This is a genomic window from Streptomyces pluripotens (assembly GCF_000802245.2).
Taxonomy (GTDB): domain Bacteria; phylum Actinomycetota; class Actinomycetes; order Streptomycetales; family Streptomycetaceae; genus Streptomyces; species Streptomyces pluripotens.
The window spans coordinates 6065075-6083022 of sequence record NZ_CP021080.1 but is presented as its reverse complement, the minus strand read 5'-3'; the positions used below and the strand labels follow the sequence as shown (position 1 = coordinate 6083022).

17 protein-coding genes are annotated in these 17948 nt (G+C 71.2%); 12 read left to right on the top strand and 5 right to left on the bottom strand.

What is annotated here, in order from left to right:
• Window positions 1–105: 105 nt before the first annotated feature.
• Window positions 106–396 carry a DUF1330 domain-containing protein gene (locus tag LK06_RS27050; protein ID WP_039648442.1) on the bottom strand — a complete coding sequence of 97 codons (291 nt, stop codon included), beginning with the start codon at window positions 394–396 and terminating at the stop codon, window positions 106–108.
• A 289-nt stretch (window positions 397–685) separates the two neighbouring features.
• Between LK06_RS27050 and LK06_RS27045 the strand changes: the two genes are divergently transcribed.
• From LK06_RS27045 to LK06_RS27030, 4 genes are all read left to right on the top strand, one after another.
• On the top strand, window positions 686–1279 hold the full coding sequence (locus LK06_RS27045; protein ID WP_039648444.1) for a TetR/AcrR family transcriptional regulator: 594 nt from the start codon (window positions 686–688) through the stop codon (window positions 1277–1279).
• On the top strand, window positions 1276–2034 hold the full coding sequence (locus LK06_RS27040; protein ID WP_052319008.1) for an alpha/beta fold hydrolase: 759 nt from the start codon (window positions 1276–1278) through the stop codon (window positions 2032–2034). The genes LK06_RS27045 and LK06_RS27040 overlap by 4 nt, the downstream gene beginning before the upstream one ends.
• A 198-nt stretch (window positions 2035–2232) precedes the next feature.
• Window positions 2233–3153: a homocysteine S-methyltransferase gene (gene mmuM, locus LK06_RS27035; RefSeq protein ID WP_043434772.1), complete on the top strand. Its 921-nt coding sequence runs from the start codon at window positions 2233–2235 to the stop codon at window positions 3151–3153.
• A 361-nt stretch (window positions 3154–3514) separates the two neighbouring features.
• Complete coding sequence (locus LK06_RS27030; RefSeq protein ID WP_234367518.1) at window positions 3515–5110, top strand: glycosyltransferase family 39 protein; 1596 nt, start codon at window positions 3515–3517, stop codon at window positions 5108–5110.
• A gap of 250 nt (window positions 5111–5360) precedes the next feature.
• Here the strand turns inward: LK06_RS27030 and LK06_RS27025 are convergent, their stop codons facing one another.
• Window positions 5361–6929 (bottom strand): carboxylesterase/lipase family protein, encoded by a 1569-nt coding sequence (locus LK06_RS27025; RefSeq protein ID WP_039648448.1) that lies wholly within the window; start codon window positions 6927–6929, stop codon window positions 5361–5363.
• A gap of 179 nt (window positions 6930–7108) precedes the next feature.
• Here LK06_RS27025 and LK06_RS33465 point away from each other — a divergent pair, with 179 nt between their 5' ends.
• Window positions 7109–7399 carry a hypothetical protein gene (locus LK06_RS33465; protein ID WP_159025062.1) on the top strand — a complete coding sequence of 97 codons (291 nt, stop codon included), beginning with the start codon at window positions 7109–7111 and terminating at the stop codon, window positions 7397–7399.
• A 47-nt stretch (window positions 7400–7446) separates the two neighbouring features.
• Here LK06_RS33465 and LK06_RS27015 read toward each other — a convergent pair whose 3' ends face one another.
• Window positions 7447–8316, bottom strand: a complete 870-nt coding sequence (locus LK06_RS27015) for an isocitrate lyase/PEP mutase family protein (protein ID WP_039648452.1) — start codon at window positions 8314–8316, stop codon at window positions 7447–7449.
• A 329-nt stretch (window positions 8317–8645) separates the two neighbouring features.
• Between LK06_RS27015 and LK06_RS27010 the strand changes: the two genes are divergently transcribed.
• Both LK06_RS27010 and LK06_RS27005 read left to right on the top strand, forming a co-directional pair.
• Complete coding sequence (locus LK06_RS27010) at window positions 8646–9491, top strand: DUF817 domain-containing protein (RefSeq protein ID WP_043434770.1); 846 nt, start codon at window positions 8646–8648, stop codon at window positions 9489–9491.
• Window positions 9492–9515: 24 nt separating this feature from the next.
• Window positions 9516–9923, top strand: a complete 408-nt coding sequence (locus tag LK06_RS27005) for a VOC family protein (protein ID WP_039648457.1) — start codon at window positions 9516–9518, stop codon at window positions 9921–9923.
• Here LK06_RS27005 and LK06_RS27000 read toward each other — a convergent pair.
• Window positions 9903–10592, bottom strand: coding sequence for a helix-turn-helix domain-containing protein (locus LK06_RS27000; protein WP_071659223.1), 690 nt, complete (start codon window positions 10590–10592; stop codon window positions 9903–9905). The two genes, LK06_RS27005 and LK06_RS27000, sit on opposite strands and share 21 nt — an antisense overlap.
• Before the next feature lie 276 nt (window positions 10593–10868).
• The gene (locus LK06_RS26995; RefSeq protein WP_039648459.1) at window positions 10869–12029 is read right to left on the bottom strand and encodes a YihY/virulence factor BrkB family protein; all 1161 of its coding nucleotides are present in this window, start codon (window positions 12027–12029) and stop codon (window positions 10869–10871) included.
• A gap of 151 nt (window positions 12030–12180) precedes the next feature.
• Between LK06_RS26995 and LK06_RS26990 the strand changes: the two genes are divergently transcribed.
• The 5 genes from LK06_RS26990 (at window position 12181) to LK06_RS35120 (ending at window position 17909) form a co-directional block, all read left to right on the top strand.
• Window positions 12181–13818, top strand: a complete 1638-nt coding sequence (locus LK06_RS26990) for an acyl-CoA dehydrogenase family protein (protein ID WP_039648460.1) — start codon at window positions 12181–12183, stop codon at window positions 13816–13818.
• Window positions 13819–14230: 412 nt separating this feature from the next.
• Window positions 14231–15532 (top strand): GAF domain-containing protein, encoded by a 1302-nt coding sequence (locus LK06_RS26985; protein WP_039648462.1) that lies wholly within the window; start codon window positions 14231–14233, stop codon window positions 15530–15532.
• A gap of 159 nt (window positions 15533–15691) precedes the next feature.
• The gene (locus LK06_RS26980; RefSeq protein ID WP_039648464.1) at window positions 15692–17023 is read left to right on the top strand and encodes a hypothetical protein; all 1332 of its coding nucleotides are present in this window, start codon (window positions 15692–15694) and stop codon (window positions 17021–17023) included.
• Window positions 17024–17102: 79 nt separating this feature from the next.
• A complete protein-coding gene (locus LK06_RS26975; protein WP_039648466.1) occupies window positions 17103–17675 on the top strand; it encodes a GNAT family N-acetyltransferase in 573 nt (190 codons plus the stop codon).
• Window positions 17676–17825: 150 nt separating this feature from the next.
• Entirely contained in the window at window positions 17826–17909 is an 84-nt protein-coding gene (locus LK06_RS35120) for a putative leader peptide (protein ID WP_310739661.1), read from the top strand.
• Window positions 17910–17948: the final 39 nt, after the last annotated feature.

The following is a 17948-nucleotide window of genomic DNA, read 5'->3' as shown; positions in this document are numbered from 1 at the left end:
GCCGGGCGGCCCCGCCTTGGAGATGCCACTCCGGCAGGTACCACTGCGACAGTGGCCGCACTGGCGGGGGCGATACAGCTGGGGTGCGGCCTGGAGGAGCAGCGCTCACAGGCCCTGAACGATCAGCCGTCTGCTGTCCGTGTTGCGGATGCGCAGCGGAGCGATCGCCTGATATTCCGCGGACTCGTTCCATGCCCGCGCGGCAGCCATGTCCGGAAACTCCACGAGCACGATCTGCCCGGGCGCCCAAGCGCCCTCGACGATGTCGACCTCACCGCCCCGGGCGAGGTACCTACCGCCGTACGGCCGCAGCGTCGCGACGACCTTGGAGCGGTACTCGGCCAATTCCGCGGCGTCACCGGTCAGCTGCACATCTGCGATCACGTAAGCGGTCATGAAGGCGACTCTATGCGAGTCTCCTGGAATCGTGTCCACGGGCCACCCAGCCGACACACCGGATCACCACACCGCGCTGGTCCGGATCACCACACCACACTAATAATGGCGCGTTCGACCGCGGGCATGGTGCCGGCTCCTCCTGCGTTCCCGGTCCCCGGCTTCTCGTGGTGGCGAGCAGTCGAAGCTCTCCTGGTATACCTAGGAAGTAACCTAGACCATCTAGGATTTGATGGGGTCCACTCTCGTCGGCCCCCGGGAAGTCCCTCTGCAAGGAAGGAAGTTCAGCATGGCCCGAGCGGGTCTCAGTGCCGAGCGTGTCATCGCAGCCGCCGCCGAACTCGCGGACGACGCGGGCTTCGACGGTGTCACCCTGTCCGCGCTGGCCCGCCACTTCGGCGTGAAGGACGCGAGCCTCTACTCACACGTTCGCGGCCTCGACGACCTGCGCGGACGGCTCGCGCTGCACGCGGGCGGCGAGCTGATCGACCGGATCGCGGTGGCCGTGGCCGGACGCGCGGGCAAGGAAGCACTGGCCGCCTTCGCCGGCGCCTACCGCAGCTACGCCTTGGAACACCCGGGCCGGTACGCGGCCACCCAGATCCGTATCGACCAGTCCCTGATCGTCGACTCCCCAACCCTGCGCCGCACCGCAGAGATCACCTACGGCATGCTGCGCGGCTACGGTCTCCGCGAACCCGACCTGACGGACGCCGTACGGCTGCTGCGCAGCACCTTCCACGGCTACTGCGCCCTGGAGTCCGCCGGCGGCTTCGGTGCGGACCGGGACGTACAGGCCTCCTGGGACAAGGCGATCGAAGCCCTGCACCTGACCCTCGCACACTGGCCGTGCGAGTCCGGAGCCGGGACGGAGACACGATGACCGACACGACCGCTCCTGTCGGCCCGACCCCTCCGACCGGCCCGCTCCCGTACGCCTACGACGTCACGGGCAGCGGCCCCGTGCTGCTGGTCATGCCGGGCGGGGCCGGGCATCCGATGGGTCTGGAGCCGCTGACCGAGTGGTTGGCGGCCGACTTCACCGTAGTCACGTACGACCCGCTCGGCCTCGCTCACGGCCGGCTCGGCCGGCCGGTTCCCGAGCAACTGGTGGCGCGCTGGAGCGACGGCGCGCACCGGGTACTGGAGACGGTGCTGCCCAAGGGTGAGTCGGCGTACGTCTTCGGAACCAGCTCCGGCGGTGTCGCGGCCCTGGACCTGCTCGCCCGGCACCCGGGGCGGCTGGCTCATGTGGTCGCACACGAGCCGCCCTGCGTGACGCTGCTGCCGGACGGACCGGAGCGTCGGGCGGAGCTGATCGGGCAGCTGGACGGTCCCAAACGTCCGCCCGCGCAGGGCGAGTCGGCGACTCCGATGGGTGTCTTCCTGGCCCACGTGCTGCGTCCGTTCACCGCGCACGTGCCCGCCTTCACCGCTCCCTCCGGTCGGCTCACGGTCGCCGTCGGTACCGACTCACGTGGCCAACTCTTGCACCGCACAGGCAGATTCCTCGCAGAGCGGCTCGGCGGCGCGTTGACGGAGTTTCCTGGCGGGCACCTCGGCGCCCTGGATCATCCGGCGGAGTTCGCCGACCTGCTCGCCACGACACTTGGCTCCAGCACCGGACTGTCCGTGTAGAGGTCCAGGGCACCAGTGAGATCACGGCCGCTGCAGCCTGTGGGCTGACCGGGGTGTCGGGGCCACCGTCGTCCACAGGCCCGACGGCGGCAGGCTGGTTCGGGCAGCACGGGCACAGCGGTGGCCGGGCTCGCACCACCGGGCCCACCGACCGCGCCGGCCTGCACAGCCCCGAACGTAGGGCACTAATGTCGTGACATGACCAGCGATTCTTCCCCCCGTTTTGCCGGAGTCCTGGCTCGCGGGAACCTCGTGCTGGACGGCGGCCTGTCCAACCAGCTGGAGTCTGCCGGGTACGACCTGAGCGACGAGCTGTGGTCGGCACGGTTGCTCGCAGAGCAGCCCGCAGCGGTGACCGGGGCGCACCTCGCCTACTTCCTCGCAGGCGCGGATGTGGCCATCACCGCCAGCTACCAGGCCACCTTCGAGGGCTTCGCGAAGCGCGGCATCGGCCGGGACGAGGGCGCGCGGCTGCTCGCGCTGAGCGTGGATCTGGCGCGTGAGGCTGCCCGACAGGCCCGGCATGCGGGGGTGGAGCGCCCGTTGTGGGTCGCGGCCTCGGTGGGGCCGTATGGGGCGATGCTCGCGGACGGCTCCGAGTACCGGGGCCGGTACGGGATGACTGTCGACGAGCTGGAGCGGTTCCACCGACCCCGCATCGAGGCGTTGGCCGCCGCCGCGCCGGACGTCCTGGCACTGGAGACGGTGCCGGACGCCGACGAGGCCGCGGCACTCATCAGGGCGGTGCACGGGTTGGAGGTACCGGCGTGGCTGTCGTACACCGTCGACGGTCGGCGCACCCGTGCCGGTCAGCCTCTGGAGCACGCGTTCGCTCTCGCCGCCGGCGTGGATGAGGTGGTCGCGGTGGGAGTGAATTGCTGCGCGCCAAGAGACGTGGAGCCGGCGGTGAGGATTGCCGCCCGGGTCACCGGGAAGCCAGTCGTGGTGTATCCCAACAGCGGTGAGGCCTGGGACGCGAAGGCGCGCACCTGGACGGGGGGTATGACCTTCGGCGCCGGACAGGTCGAGACGTGGCGCGAGGCGGGGGCGCGGTTGATCGGGGGGTGCTGCCGGGTGGGACCGGAGGCGATTGCCTTGATCGCCTCCGACGTGAGGTGAGTTTCGCCGGTTCACCGAAGGGTCGGTGGCGCGTCCGGTGCTGCCACACGGGAACATGGTGCCCACCCGCGGTGCCCACCAGCGGTGTCCGGCTGCCGGCCTGGCGTCGGCCGGAGCGGCAGGGGTAGCGGGACACCACCCTCCCACCCGGCAAACCGAGGGTTTCGGCGCCGCGTGCGCCGCGGCAGCCCGACTGGAGCCCGTCGGCAGGCGTTACGCGGCGCTTCACGGGGTTTGCCGTTTTGCCGCTCGTCTTCTACAGTCACGTAAAACTTCTACGGCAGTGTAAAAGATGTCGCGTTTCCAAGCGTGCCGTGCGCCGACGCCCCGAGGGCGGCGCGAGGCAGGAAAGGACCCCTGGGTGTCCCAGGCACCTCGCACTGCCGGGCACCGCGGTGCTCAGCGTGCGACCTCACCAGGCGCCCCCGCACGGCCGCACAGCGGGTCGGAGAGCCAGCCGCGCCGCCGGATTCCGTGGCTCGCTCTGGTCGCAGCCGCCTACGCGGCGGCCCAACTCGCCTTCGTCGTCCCTCACCTCGGCCTCGGCTGGGACGAGACGGTGTACGTCTCCCAGGTCGACCCGCGTCACCCCGCCGCCTACTTCAGTGCACCGCGCTCACGCGGCATCAGCTGGCTGACCGCCCCCGTCCTCGCCGTCACCGACTCCACCCTGGTGCTCCGGATCGTCCTCGCCCTGTTGTCCGCCGCCGCCCTGTATGCGGTGTACCGGCTCTGGTACCGGCTTCTCGGTCCCCGCCGGACCGCGCTCGCCGCGCTACTGTTCGCCGGTCTGTGGACCACCGTGCTCTACGGGCCGCAAGCCATGCCCAACCTGTGGGTCGCCCTGGCGGCGGTGGCCGCGGCGGGATGTTTCCTGTACTCCGTGCGGCCCAGCGCACCACGACGCGTGCTCCTGGGACTTTCCGCCACCGTCGCGGTCGCCACCCTCTTCCGCTTCTCCGACGGGGTCTGGCTCGCCCTGCCCCTGCTGGCGGCCTGCGTGGCCGTCCCGCGCTGGCGGCGTCCGGCACCGGCAATCGCCCTGCTCGCCGGACTCGCAGCGGGCGGTGCCGAATGGGTCGTGGAGGCGTACGTCCGCTGGGGCGGGGTAAGCAACCGGCTGCACACCGCCAGCGCCACCGAGGGCGGCATGGGCGCGCACTGGGCCGGCGCAATGGCCTGGCACAGCCTGAACGGCCCCCTGCTATGCCGCCCCTGCCGTGCCCCGCTCACCCACCCGGCCCTCACCCTGTGGTGGCTGGCTCTGCCTGTCCTCACCCTCGCCGCATGCGTACTCGCCCGGCGCACCGGCCGAGCCGCGGTCACCTGGCTGCCGTCCGCCCTGGCCGCTGCCCTGGCCGTGCCCTACCTCGTCCTCATCGACTACTCCGCGCCACGCTTCCTGCTGCCTGCCTACGCACTGCTCGCCCTGCCCCTGGCTGCCCTGGCGGCCCGCAGCGTGCGGGCCGCCCGCTCCGCCCCGGGCCGCGCTCTGGCCCTCGGCGCGGGGAGCGCGGTACTCGTCCTGCACCTGGGTTCGCAGTACACGGTCCTGCAGCACAATGCGGCAGCGGCCCGGGCCACCGCCGACCGCTACCGCACCCTCGCCGACGATCTGCACCACCTCGGTTTGCACTCGCCGTGCCTGGTCAGCGGCAAGCACGCCCCGCCCATCGGCTACTACGCCGGCTGCGCCTCCGCCAACATCGGCGGCAACAACCGCAACACCACCGTCCACGCCCTCACGCGACGCGCCGCCCGCGAGCCCACCGCCGTCCTGGCCAGGACGGCTTCCGGGCCCCCGCGCTACGCCCGCGCCTGGGGCGCGCACCCACTGCCGGGCACCGGCTTCACCGCCTATCTGCCCCTTCCGCAGGGATCCGGGACGACGGTCGGCCGCAAACCCACCGGCCACTCCGGTGCCCGAGGGAGCGTCCACGGCGCCCCGCGTCGGTGACCGGACCGGCCAGCGGCGGCGCCTGGTCGGGGCTGTCCAGTACCGGCCCGAGCGCCTCGTCGCAGACACACCGGACTGGGGGCAGGCTCGCGCGCGGGTTCACGGGTTCACGGGTTCACGGCCGTCGACTGGCGCCCGCCCTCTGACGGCGACGGTGCCGCCGTTGCCGCAGGTGCAGGTGCAGGTGAGGACCATGGCGGGCGCTTCGCCGGCGCGTGGGGCCCTGGGCGCGGGCCGGATCCGCGGACGGTCAGCGGCGCCGGGCTCCGGTGGACCGGCGCAGGCGCCTTACCGCTGCCGCCAGTTCGGCTCCGGGGGCCCTGAAGTCGGCGGCAGGTGCCGTTTCCGAAGCGGTGGGGCCGGTCGACCACAAGGCGAGCTCCGCATCCCGTCCACCGTATGCGGTATACGGTGGACCGTCGCCGAAGATCCGTATGGGATGCGCGGCGTCCCAGGCCTCCCAGCCTGGTTCCCCTGTCGTCACGAACCGCACCCAGGCCGTGTGCATGGCATCACGCAGTTCCTGCGGAGCACCCTCCCCGGCCAGCTTCTTCGATTCCGGTACGTCCCCGGTGCCGAAGACGAACCCCAGTTCCAGGGCGTGGCAGGCGGCTAGTTTGGGCAGGCCGGAGGGCCAGGCGAACTCATAGACGTAGGAGGTGCCGGGCCGGGTGTCGGCGAGCCGGTGCAGCGGGACGCGCAGCAGATGGTCGGTGACCATCTGGCCGACGATCTCGGCGGTACCGGCATCGGGATGCAGGGCGCGGTAGCCGCGCGGCACCTCGTACCCGGCGTGGCAGCGGGCCATGGCTCCGGCCAGGGCGACCGGGCCGAGCCGGTCGACGCGCTCCAGCAGCCCGCCGGGTACCAGCCATAACCGGTACTCGTCCCGGGTCCAGCCCATGAGCAGTTCCACACCCGGGGCGGCGTCACCATCGAGCAGTGCCGTGAACGGGTCACGGGGGACGACGTCGCCGTCCACGACGATGCCGAACGCGGGTCCGCCCAGTACCGGGCTGCTGAGCCGACCCACCTCGGCCTGGGTGGACAGCAGCAGGCGCCGGTCGACGGCGGCGAAGGCCTCGGCGGTGGCGGGAATCTTGAGCCGGGCGGCCATGCGGCGCACCATGCGTCGCACCTTGTCGCGGTCAGATGCCTCCGGTGGTCCGCTTTGCAGCACCGCGCGCCGGATCAGGCCCTGGGTCTGGGGGGCGGCGAGCAGGGCGCCGGCGCTGATCGCGCCGGCCGACTGACCGCACAGGGTGATCCGGTCCGGATCGCCTCCGAAGGCATCGATGGCCTGGTGCACCCACCGCAGCGCGGCGAGCTGGTCGCGCAGACCGGGATTGGGGGGTGCGTCCGGGAACAGTCCGTACCCTTCCACTCCCAGCCGGTAGTTGACCGAGACGCAGACGACGCCGTCCCGGGCGAAGGCACTGCCCTCGTACACGGGAACGGCGGAAGATCCTCTGGTCAGTGCGCCGCCGTGCAGCCACATGAGGACGGGGAGGCGGGCGACGGGAGTCGGCTCGGGGGTCCATACGTTCAGGTTGAGGCAGGCGTCGCCGGGGATCTCCGGATCGGACAGGTAGTGGGCGAAGGCCTCGGAATAGGGGGGTTTCGGCGCGGTCGGTCCGAAGGCGCCGGCGTCGCGCACACCGTCCCAGGGCGTGGGCGGCCGGGGCGGGCGGAACCTCAGAGGGCCGAAGGGTGGGGCGGCGTACGGGATGCCGCGGAACACCGCGATCCCCTGCTCGTAGCGGCCTCGTACGGACCCGTGAGGCGTTCGAACGACTGGGCCCGTCCGGTCTGCCGTCATCGTCCACCAGCCCTTCGCCGCTTTCGCGCACCGTTCACAGCCGCGCTGTTGCACTGTTCACATCAGAGCATCGCACCGCGCGGGTGTATTCCGGTGTGGGGTCGTGCGCTGGGCCGTTCGGCGTACCCCGGTCACTTCGGGCAGGGCCTGCCCGGGCGTCGCTGGCCTGCCGCCGGGTCATGGAGGTGCTGGAACGGTCCGGTCTCGGTGACGGCTGGAACGCGACGGCGGCCGGACACCGCCGTACGGTGTGCCCGGCCGCCGTGGTGGGTGGTCGCTTCTCAGTGCTCTCGTCCGCCGCCAGCGGCACCGCCGGAAGCTTCCCTCATGTCCATGGGGCGGTCGGCGGTGCCGCCGTCGGCCTGAGGACTGACCGCGCGATCGCCCTCCGGGACCGAGTCGGTGTGCGAGTTGTCGATCCCCGTGACGGACTGCCGGACGCCGCCGCGCGCGGTGCCCACGGCACGTAGCACGGCGGTGGCCACCCTCGTCAGCCCGAGCCGGGGTACGGCACCGGTCACACGCCCACGCCCACGCCCTCGGGGCTGAGCCGCTTGTGGCCGATGTTGCGCTCCAGCAGGCTGGTGGACGCCTGCACACCGACCCCGCTCGCCGGGTCCACCTCCGGCAGTCGGCCATCGGCGTCCTTCAGACCGGTGAGGGCCGCGTCCATGGCCTCGTGCGCGGCGAACAGGCAGGGGGTGCTGTAGATCGCGACGTCGATGCCGAGGCGGGAGAGTTCGCCCAGGGACAGACGGGGCGACTTGCCTCCGGCGATCTGGTTGAACAGCAGCGGCTTGTCCCCGACCACGTCGCGGATGCGTTCGATCCACTCGATGCTGCGCACGCCGTCGACGAGGACCACGTCGGCATCGGTCGCGGCCAGCCGCTCGGCGCGGTGCAGGATGTCGTGTTCGTCGGTGGCGTCCGTGCGGGCCACGACGACCAGGTCCCGGCGGGTCTTGAGGACCTTGTCCAGCTTCTCCAGGTATTCCTCCAGCGGCAGCACTTGCTTGCCGTCGGCGTGTCCGCAGCGGCGGGGGCGCTTCTGGTCCTCCAGGATCACGCCGGAGGCGCCGATGCGTTCCAGTCCTTCGACGACGTGGCACGCGACCTCCGGGTCGACGTAACCGTCGTCGATGTCAACCAGCAGGTGGTGGTGCGGGAACGCGCCCCGCAGTCGCTGGACGAAGGCCACCATGTCGGGCCAGGCGATGAAACCGATGTCGGGCAGCCCGTAGTACGAGGCTGCGAAGCCGAAGCCCGAGACGAACATTCCGTCGTAGTGCTTGGCCGCGATCGACGCCGAGTACATGTCGTACACGCCGATCAGCGGTGTGGTCCCGGGCCCGGCGATGCGCTCGCGCAGCTTCTTGCCGTAAGTCAAGGTCCGGCTCCTCCTGTGGGTAGGTGACGCGGGCGGGTGGGCCGTCGCGCCTCGACGCCCTTTACCAAATCAAGAGCATCTCTAGATACTCACATGACTCTTCATGTATGCGAGCTTTACTCACCCCATCGGGGGAACCGGTTCACCGCAGGAACGTCACTTCCCACCACCCTGAGCCTCCGCGAACACGAACCGCACGCACAGACGTGCACCGGAAACCGCACACCCACCGAACCCTCCTGCAGTGGGACCTGGCCAGCGAGGGAATTTGAACACGTTCAATTAAGCCCTCTAGGATCGGGCCCTCCCCGAGGCGCGAAGGAGGGGGTATGCGCCGCACGATGAAGGGGCTGGGCCACGCCACGCTGCAGTGGGTGCGGTTCGGGGTGGTTCAGGCCCGCTGCTGTGCCTTCGCCGTGGCGCTCCTCGCGGGCGTCGCGGTCTCCGGGCTGCTGCCACGCCTGCCGGTGGCACGCTACGACCTGGTGTTGGTCTACGGCGTACTGCTCACCCTCCTCGCCCGGAAGGTGGGCTGGGAGTCCCGGCACGACACCGTCGTGATCGCCGTGTGCCACGTGGTGGGGCTGCTGTTCGAGCTGGTCAAGGTACATCTCGGGTCGTGGAGTTACCCGGAGCACGCACTCACCAAGATCGCGGGGGTGCCGTTGTACGGGGGTTTCATGTACGCGGCGGTCGCCAGCTATGTGTGCCGGGCCAGACGGCTGCTGCGACTGCGCTACACCAGATACCGGGCCACCATCACGACCCTCGTGGCCACCGCTATCTACGTCAATTTCCTCACTCACCACTGGATTCCCGATATGCGCTGGCCGTTGGCGGTGGCGATGATCGCCGCGACCTTCGGGTCCCGGGTGGGTTTCACCGTCGGCGGCCACCGCTACGGCATGCCGCTGGCGGTCTCCTTCGCCTTGATCGGGTTCTTCCTCTGGGTCGCCGAGAACGCCGCCACCTATGCGGGCGCCTGGAGTTACCCGCAGCAGCTCGACGGCTGGCAGCCAGTGCCGCTGACCAAGTTCGGCGCCTGGTCCCTGCTGATCAGCGTGACGTTCGTGCTCGTCGAACACCTCACCCCCGTACGGCCGGGCACCTGCCCCGGACGCCCGGTGCCACCCCCGCGCCAGGAGGTGGTGTCCGATTCCTTCAAGACCGACTGACCAACCCCTGCCTACCGTGGCCGCATGACTGCTCCACGATTCGCCGTGATCGGCGTGGTGGCCTCGGACCTCGCCACCTCACTCGCCTTCTACCGTCGCCTCGGACTCGTCTTCCCGACGGGGGCCGAGGAACAGCCGCATGTCGAGGCCGAGTTGCCCGGCGGGCTGGTCCTCGCGCTGGACAGCGAGGAGACCGTCCGCTCCTTCCACTCCCGGTGGCGGCCGCCCGCCGGTACCGGCCGCGTCTCGCTCGCCTTCCGGTGCGGCTCGCCGACCGGGGTCGACGCGCTGTACGGGGAACTGGTGGGCGCGGGATACCGGGGGGAACTGGAGCCCTGGGACGCCTTCTGGGGGCAGCGGTACGCCACCGTGCACGACCCGGACGGCAACGCCGTCGACCTGTTCGCCCCGCTACCCGCCACCGGCGAGTAGCTCACCGAGCGGTTGGCCCGCCAACTGGAGCACCTCACGGGCCAGATGCGGCTGGTCGGCGTATCCGGCGCGGTTCGCCGTCTCGGCGTACGGTGTCCCGGAACGGGCCAAAGCCAGTGCCCGTTGCAGCCGCAGGATGCGTGCCAGCATCTTGGGGCCGTAGCCGAAGGCACTGCGGCAGCGCCGATGCAACTGGCGTACGCCGATTCCGAGTTCATCGGCCGTGGTAGCCACCGGGCGGCCCTCGTCCAGGCGCTGCACCAGCTGGTGCAGCATGGGGTCGGGGGTCGCGGACCGCGCGGCCCGGTCCAGGGCGAGGTCCTCCAGTGCCGTCGCCGCACAGGGAGCCGCCGCGATCGCGTCGCGCAGCCGTCGGACCCTGGCGGCGGGCCACAGGTCGGCCAGCTCGACGCGGCGGTCACGCAGTTCATCGGCGGGCACCCCCAACAGGGCGGGCGCGGTGCCGGGGAAGAAGCGGATGCCCTCCCAGGTACGGGCCGGGGCCCCGGGAACCCAAGGGCCGGTGTCGGGCCCTGCCACGAGCAGCCGGCCCTCGCTCCACAGCAGGTCCATGCAGCCGTCGGGCAACACGGGCCGGGCGCCGGCTCCAGTCGGGGTGTTGGTCCACACCACCGCGCCGGTCAACCGTGACGCCCGCTCCGTGTACACGGCAGCCAGCCTACGTCGCCGCCCGTGCTGGCGTGGGCGCCAGCCGGGCCGGTGGCCCGGCGAGCGCCCGTGCGGGACGCACGTGTGCCTTCGGGTCGAGTGGCCGCACTGCCGCTGCGCTCCCACCGGACGACGCCGAGGGTGCCGAGCGTGAGGCCGGTGCGCACAGGCGGCGGCGAAGACCGGCGCTGGCCGCGCCCCCCTCGCGCCTCCGGCCCGTTCGCAGGCCCCTCCCCCTGCGGGCCTGCAGGCACGCGCCCGACCACGGCTGCCGCATCACTTCTCCGGGCGTGCCGCGCCCCCGTTGCTGTTGGCCTTGTGGGGGTGGTGCGGGTTCCTCGCATGGGTACGCAGGCGGGCCGTCACGTCCTCCGGGGGCAGGAAGCGGGACCAGCGTTCGGGGAACTCCGAAGGCATGTCGGGATCGTCCGGGTCTGCCTCACGAGCGGCCGCAGCACGGGCGACGTACTCGACGACCTGTGCCTCGCGCATCCGCTCGTTGGCCTCACGGGCGGCGGCCGTGGAGGCGGCGGGCCAGACCCGGTCGATGGCCGCGTTCACCGCCGCGCCGACGAGCACGGCGAAGGCGGCCACCCCGATCCACAGCAGGACGGCGACGGCGGCGGCCAGTGAGCCGTAGATGGTGGCGCCCTCGATGGTGTGGGTGAGGTAGATGCGCAACAGGAAGCTGCCGAGGACCCACATGGCGAGGGCCACCAGGGCGCCCGGCACGTCCTCGATCCACGGGGAGCGGACCGGCACCGAGACGTGGTAGAGGGTCGTCAGGAAGACGATGGACAGGACGATCACGACCGGCCAGTACAGAACCTGGACGACCGTCTCCGACCAGGGCACGATCCGCACCACGGCGTCCGGCCCCGCCACCATCAGGGGGAGCGCGACCGAACCGATCAGCAGCGCCACGATGAACAGTAGGAACGCCATGATGCGGGTCTTGACGACACCCCGTACGCCGTCGAGGCCGTACATCACGGTGATCGTGTCGATGAAGACGTTCACCGCGCGCGAGCCCGACCACAGGGCGAACAGGAAGCCGATGGAGATGACGTCGGGTCTGCCGCCCTTCGTCACATCGTCCAGGATCGGCTGGGCGATCTCCGTCACCCCCTTGTCGGACAGCACCGTCCGCGAGGCCTCTAGGAGGTTGTTCTGCAGGCTGTGGATGGTATCGGCGCCCGTCCAAGCATCGACGTAGCCGAGCAGGCCGATCAGGCTCAACAGCAGCGGCGGCACGGACAGCAGCGTGAAGAACGCCGCCTCGGCCGCCAGCCCCAGGATGCGGTACTCCATGCAGGAGTTGATGGTGTCCTTGAGGAGCAGCCAGGCCGTCCTGCGCTTGGAGACGTTCCGGTAGAGGGCTCTGGCCCGGTGGAGCCGGCCGGCGGGCCGTTCGGGGGTATCGCTTGCTGCCTGCACGACTCCAAGGTATCCGCAGCACCGGGCCGCCCTCACCTTCCGGGGCCGCCGGCCGGGTCCCCCGGACCTGCCGGGCCTTCCGACGCGCCCGCGGCCGGACAGTGCCGCTCTGGAGGTCATCACCGCCACCGTCCGGGGTAGGTTCGCCATCATGGCAGGCACCTCCACCCACACCGTGACGAACCAACCGCCCCCGCTGGTCGGATACGACCTGTTCACGGCCGACCGGGCCCTCGTGGAGGCCGTCGAGCGGTACACCGCTCCCGACGTGCTGGACGAGGTGCGTACGGAGCTCTCCGGACTGGGCCGGACCTCGGGTTCGGCCCAGGTACAGGAGTGGGGGGTACAGGCGAACGAGCATCCCCCCCGACTACGCACGCACGACCGGTACGGCCACCGCATCGACGAGGTCGACTTCCACCCGGCCTGGCACCGGCTCCTCGGGAAGGGCGTCTCGGCGGGGCTGACCGGCGCCTGGATTCGGCCGGCCGGGCATGTGCGCCGGGCGGCCGGGTTCCTGCTCTGGACCCAGGTCGAGGCGGGCAACTGCTGTCCGCTGTCGATGACCCACGCGGCCGTACCCGCGCTGCGCGCCGAGCCCGAGCTCGCCGCCGTATGGGAACCGCGGCTGACCTCCACGGTCTACGACCGGGGGCTGCGGCCCGCCGGCCAGAAGCCCGGGGTGGTCTTCGGGATGGGCCTGACCGAGAAGCAGGGCGGCAGCGACGTGCGTGCCAACACCACTGAGGCGCGCCCCCTCGCCGAAGCCGGCACCTACCTGCTGACCGGGCACAAGTGGTTCTGCTCGGCACCCATGTCGGACGCCTTCCTGGTGCTCGCGCAGGCCCCTCAAGGGCTCACCTGCTTCCTGGTGCCGCGCGTGCTGGCGGACGGTACCCGCAACGTCTTCCGCATCCAGCGGCTGAAGGACAAGATGGGCAACCGGTCCAACGCCTCCGCCGAGGTCGAATTCGACGGCACCTGGGCGCGCCGGGTGGGCGAGGAGGGGCTCGGAGTCCGGACGATCATCGGGATGGTCGCCGCGACCCGGCTGGACTGTGCCCTCGGCTCGGCGGGCCTGATGCGGCAGGCGGTGGCACAGGCGATCCACCACTGCACCTACCGCGAGGCCTTCGGCGGGAAGCTGATCGACAAGCCGCTGATGCGCAATGTGCTCGCCGATCTCGCGCTGGAGTCGGAGGCGGCGACCGCGCTCTCGCTCCGGCTCGCCGCCGCGTACGACGACGGCAGTGAGTCGGAGCGCGCCTTCCTGCGGCTCGCGGTACCGGCTACGAAGTACTGGATCACCAAGCGCTGTGCGCCGGTGGCCGTCGAGGCCGCCGAGTGCCTGGGCGGCAACGGGTACGTCGAGGAGTCCGGGCTGCCCCGGCTGGTACGCGAGTCGCCGCTGAACTCGATCTGGGAGGGTGCCGGGAACGTGCAGGCGCTGGACGTGCTCCGGGCGCTGCAGCGCGAACCGGGCGCGCTGGACGCCTGCCTCACCGAGATCGGCCGGGCGCACGGCTGCGATCATCGCCTCGACCGGGCGGTCAAGGACCTGTTCACCGAACTGGCCGATCTGGACGGCATCGAGGGGCGGGCTCGGCGACTGGTGGAGCGGCTGGCGCTGGTGCTGCAGGGCTCCTTGCTGGTACGCCATGCGCCGCCGGAGGTCGCCGACGCGTTCTGTGCCTCACGGCTCGGCGGGGACCGGGGCGCGTCCTTCGGCACCCTGCCGGCTGGCCTGGATCTGGTGTCGGTGGTGGAGCGGGCACGACCGGTGTCCTGAGTAGGCCGGTCCGGTTCGGCCCGGGACACGGGGTTGCGGGGTTCGCGGATCCGCTGTGCGGGCACGGTCGGGTCGCAACGGAGCAGACGGGCGGGCGCCGGCGCACCGCGGCCCACTGCCGTTGAGGCGCCACGCCTGGCGGGGGTGGTACTGCGCCGACACGGCACCACCCCCGCCTCCTGGGCCCGTTGGAGGCCGCGGACGCCGCCTTGGGCGGCGTCGAGGTCAAGACTCGGCCACCTTGCGACGGCCCACCAGGGTTGCAGGGGGTTGCAACTTGTTGCTGTCCTTGCGCGGACCGTGTGCATCCGGCCTGCCCCGAGCGGCAGTATGAAAGGCGCAGCCGGAGCGGGATGAATCCGCCGCCCGGACGGCTTGACATGTGTTTGATGGCCTTCCCGGGAGGACGGCAGTGGTGAACTCGCCGATGAATGCCGAGCGTTGGGCCACCGTGGACGCCGCACAGGCAGCGCGGGTGTTGAGCCAGACACGCGAGGCCACGCTCGCCGGCCAACGGGCACGAGTCACTCCCCGGCCGGTGATCGAGCAGTCCTGGGAACGAATGCTGCGCAGCGGAGTCGATCCCGAACGCGGCTTCAGGTCGGATCTGCTGTCCCCCGGCGAGGTGTGGCGCCGGCGCGAGGAATCACCGCTCCGGCACGTGATGCCGGTGTTGCGCGAGGGTCTGCTGTCGGTCGCGGACGTCGCCCAGCACATCATGGTGGTTGCCGACGCCGAGGGGCGTGTGCTGTGGCGGGAGGGATCTGCGCGGGTACTGCGCCAGGCGGATGGTCTTGGTTTCGAGCTCGGCGCGGACTGGCGGGAAGACGTCGTCGGGACCAATGGGGTGGGCACGCCGGCCGTGGTGAGGCGGCCCGTGCAGGTCTTCGCCGGTGAGCATTTCGTCCGTTTGCACACGTCCTGGACCTGCTCGGGCGCTCCGATCACCGATCCGCGGGACGGCCGGCTGATCGGTGTGGTGGATGTCAGCGGCCCGCTGGAAACGATGCACCCGGCGACGCTCACCTGGGTGGATTCGGTGGCCAAGCTGGCCGAGGCTCGGCTGCGGGAGCTGCATCTGACCTCGCTGGAACGGCTCCGGGCGGTGGCGGCGCCAGTCCTGGCCCGACTAAGTGGGCGGGCGCTTGTGGTGGACCGGGACGGCTGGACGGCGGCCGTGACCGGCATGCCGTACGTGCGGCGGGTGAGGCTGCCCAAGTCCCTCTCGCCGGGGCTCCGGTGGCTGTTCACGCTCGGCTCGTGTGCGGTGGAGCCGCTGGCCGACGGCTGGCTGCTGCGGGCGGACGACGCCCGGGGAGCTGCGGCCGCGACCCGACTGGTGCTGGACCTCGCCCGGTCAGACCGCTGCGCGCTTGAGGTGGAGGCTCCGGCGGGCTGCTGGTCGCGTGAACTCAGCCCTCGGCACGCAGAGTTGCTCTTTCTGCTCGCGGAACACCGTTCCGGGCGCGGTGCGGCGGCCCTCGCCGAGGATCTGTTCGGCGATCCGTCGAGAACCGTGACCGTGCGGGCCGAGTTGTCCAGGATCAGGCGGTATCTCGGGGGACTCCTGCGACATCGCCCCTATCGCTTCTGCGAGGACGTGAAGGTCGAGGTACTGTTCCCCGACGATCCTCGTGACCTGCTACCCCACTCGACGGCGCCGACGGTGACACGGCGGCGGAACGGCTCCGCGGAACGGCCGCCGCCGCCATGAGGTCCGGCGTCGCGTATGTGTTCGTGCGCCTTCCGCGTATGTGCGGGTCTTCGCCCTGCGCGGCCCGTTACTGTCGTAGCATCCCCTACGGGCCTCCCCACCTGCTCCGGCGTCAACATAGGGACCACAAGGCGCAGTTGGCCCACCACGGGAGGAGACATGAAGCATCGTGGGAGACACCGCCGACGCAGACGGGGTGCGGCTCTACGCGCGGTTCTGACCGGGACCGCGCTGGCGCTCACTGCTGCCGCCACTCTGATCAGCGCATCCCAGGCCAAGGTCGCCGAGGATCCCGGCGCGCTCCAACCGTTGACCTCTCCGGCGGACACCGGCCGGCTCCGGCTTGAGGAACATCTGGTGCCCGCACGCGCGCTGAACCGGCTCTCCGCAGCGATGGGCCGCCCGGTCGGTGTGGACACCGTACTGGCGAGCGCCGACCACGCCATGCGCGAGGGTTCGGACTGCCCCTCGACCGACCGCGCGTCCCTGCCCGTCGCCCCGGCCGCCACCCGCGCCTACTGCTGGGATCCGGCGGACACCGCCTCGGCCTGGCGGCCGACCTCGGTCACCACTTCGGGTGATGCCGACGACGGTGGAGTCTGGGGCACCCACCGGGTCCTGCTCACCGGCTGGACCCACAGCACCAGCACCGGCCGCCCCGCCGAGCGGGGCCTGGCACGGATCGCCTTCACCAACGCCGACGACCCCGATCACCTCGTGTACCGCTGGGTACTGCTGGTGGTGCCGGTCCGGGATGGCAGGGACTACCGCGCTCTGGCCTCCGGCGTCTCCGGCATGGTGTGGTACCGGAACAAACTGCTGGTCACCACCACGACCGGTAGTTCCGACGCGCTCTATGTCTACAACCTCGACCGCATCCAGCGCACCACGGTCGACGGCGCGGCGATCGGCCGGGTGGTCGGCGGCTGGTCCGCCGACGGCTACCGGTACGTACTGCCCTCGATCGGCTCGTACCGCTTTCCCTCCGGCCGCTGCGGACCGGCAGGACCGCCCTGCCCCGGCGCCCTCTCCCTCGACCGCGGCACAACCCCCGACAGTCTGGTCGCCGCCGAGTGGACCGCCGCCGACAGCGACGGGCACGCGCGGCTGTGGCGGTACGCGTTCAGCACCGACCCCGCGCGCGGCGGGCTGCTCGCCACCGACTCCGCGGGGCAAGCGGACGCGGTGGAGGCGTACCGGACCCGCGTGGCCGGAATCCGGGGCGTACTGTCGTACCGGCGGCCGGGAGCACAGCATTCGTCTTGGTATGTGGGACGCCTGACCGACACACGGAACGGACACGGCAGCATGTGGCGGCAGGACGACGAGGGTGCGAAGGCCGCCCACTGCGACACGGGGGCCTGGCAGCGCTGCTGGGCGCGGGCAGCCGGCTCCCTCTCCTATTGGCAGGGGACGGGCGCGGTGTGGTCGCTGTCGGACCGGATGCTCTTCTCGGTGCCGCGGGCGGCGCTCGACCGGTCCCTGAGGTAACCCAACCGGGCCCAACAGAACCGGCCCCCGGGGGGCCGGTCGATCGACAGACTCGCCAGCGGAATGGTTCCCTGACCCCATGAGCAGCGTCCCTGTCACTACCTGGTCCCTAGAGCAGACGTCGCCGGCCGATCTCCTGCCCGCCGCCGCGCCCGACGACGACGTCCGGATCGTCCGGGCCGAGGTCCCCTCGCCCGAGTTCAGCCGTTTCCTGTACACCGCGGTCGGCGGTGACATCCACTGGACCGACCGGCTGGGCTGGACATACGCCCAGTGGCAGGAGCATCTGGACCGGCCCGGGGCGGAGACGTGGGTGGCCTACGACCGGGGCACCCCTGCGGGCTACGCCGAGTTGGAACCGCAGGACGAGGGTGTGGTCGAAATCGTCTACTTCGGACTGGCCGCCGCCTTCCGCGGCCGGCGCATCGGCGGTCACCTGCTGTCCCAGGCCACGGCCCGCGCCTGGGACCTGGCCGACCGGTGGCCCGGCCGGACCCCGACCAAGCGGGTGTGGCTGCACACGTGCAGCCTGGACGGCGAATTCGCGATGGCCAACTACCAGCGGCGCGGGTTCACACTCTTCGACACCGAGGTGACGCTGGAGCCGGATGTGGCGACGCCCGGACCGTGGCCCGGCGCGCACACGGCCTGACCCGCCGCGCCTACCCACGCCCTGCCTGCCCGGCAAGTCTTTCCGCAGCACATGTGAGCGACGACACCCTTGTCCCAGATTCCGGGACAAGGGTGTCCGCATGATGGACAAAGCTGGACTGTGTCCAGATCGCCATGACACGCTTCCGCCATGCCTGGAACTGGAATTGCCTTGGTGAGTCGGCGGCACGTCGACCTCGGCCGCATGTCCAGCGCCATCTGTCCGGCGAGCTGACCTCTCCAGCGCCGCCGAGACCCCTCGCACCCGTTTTCC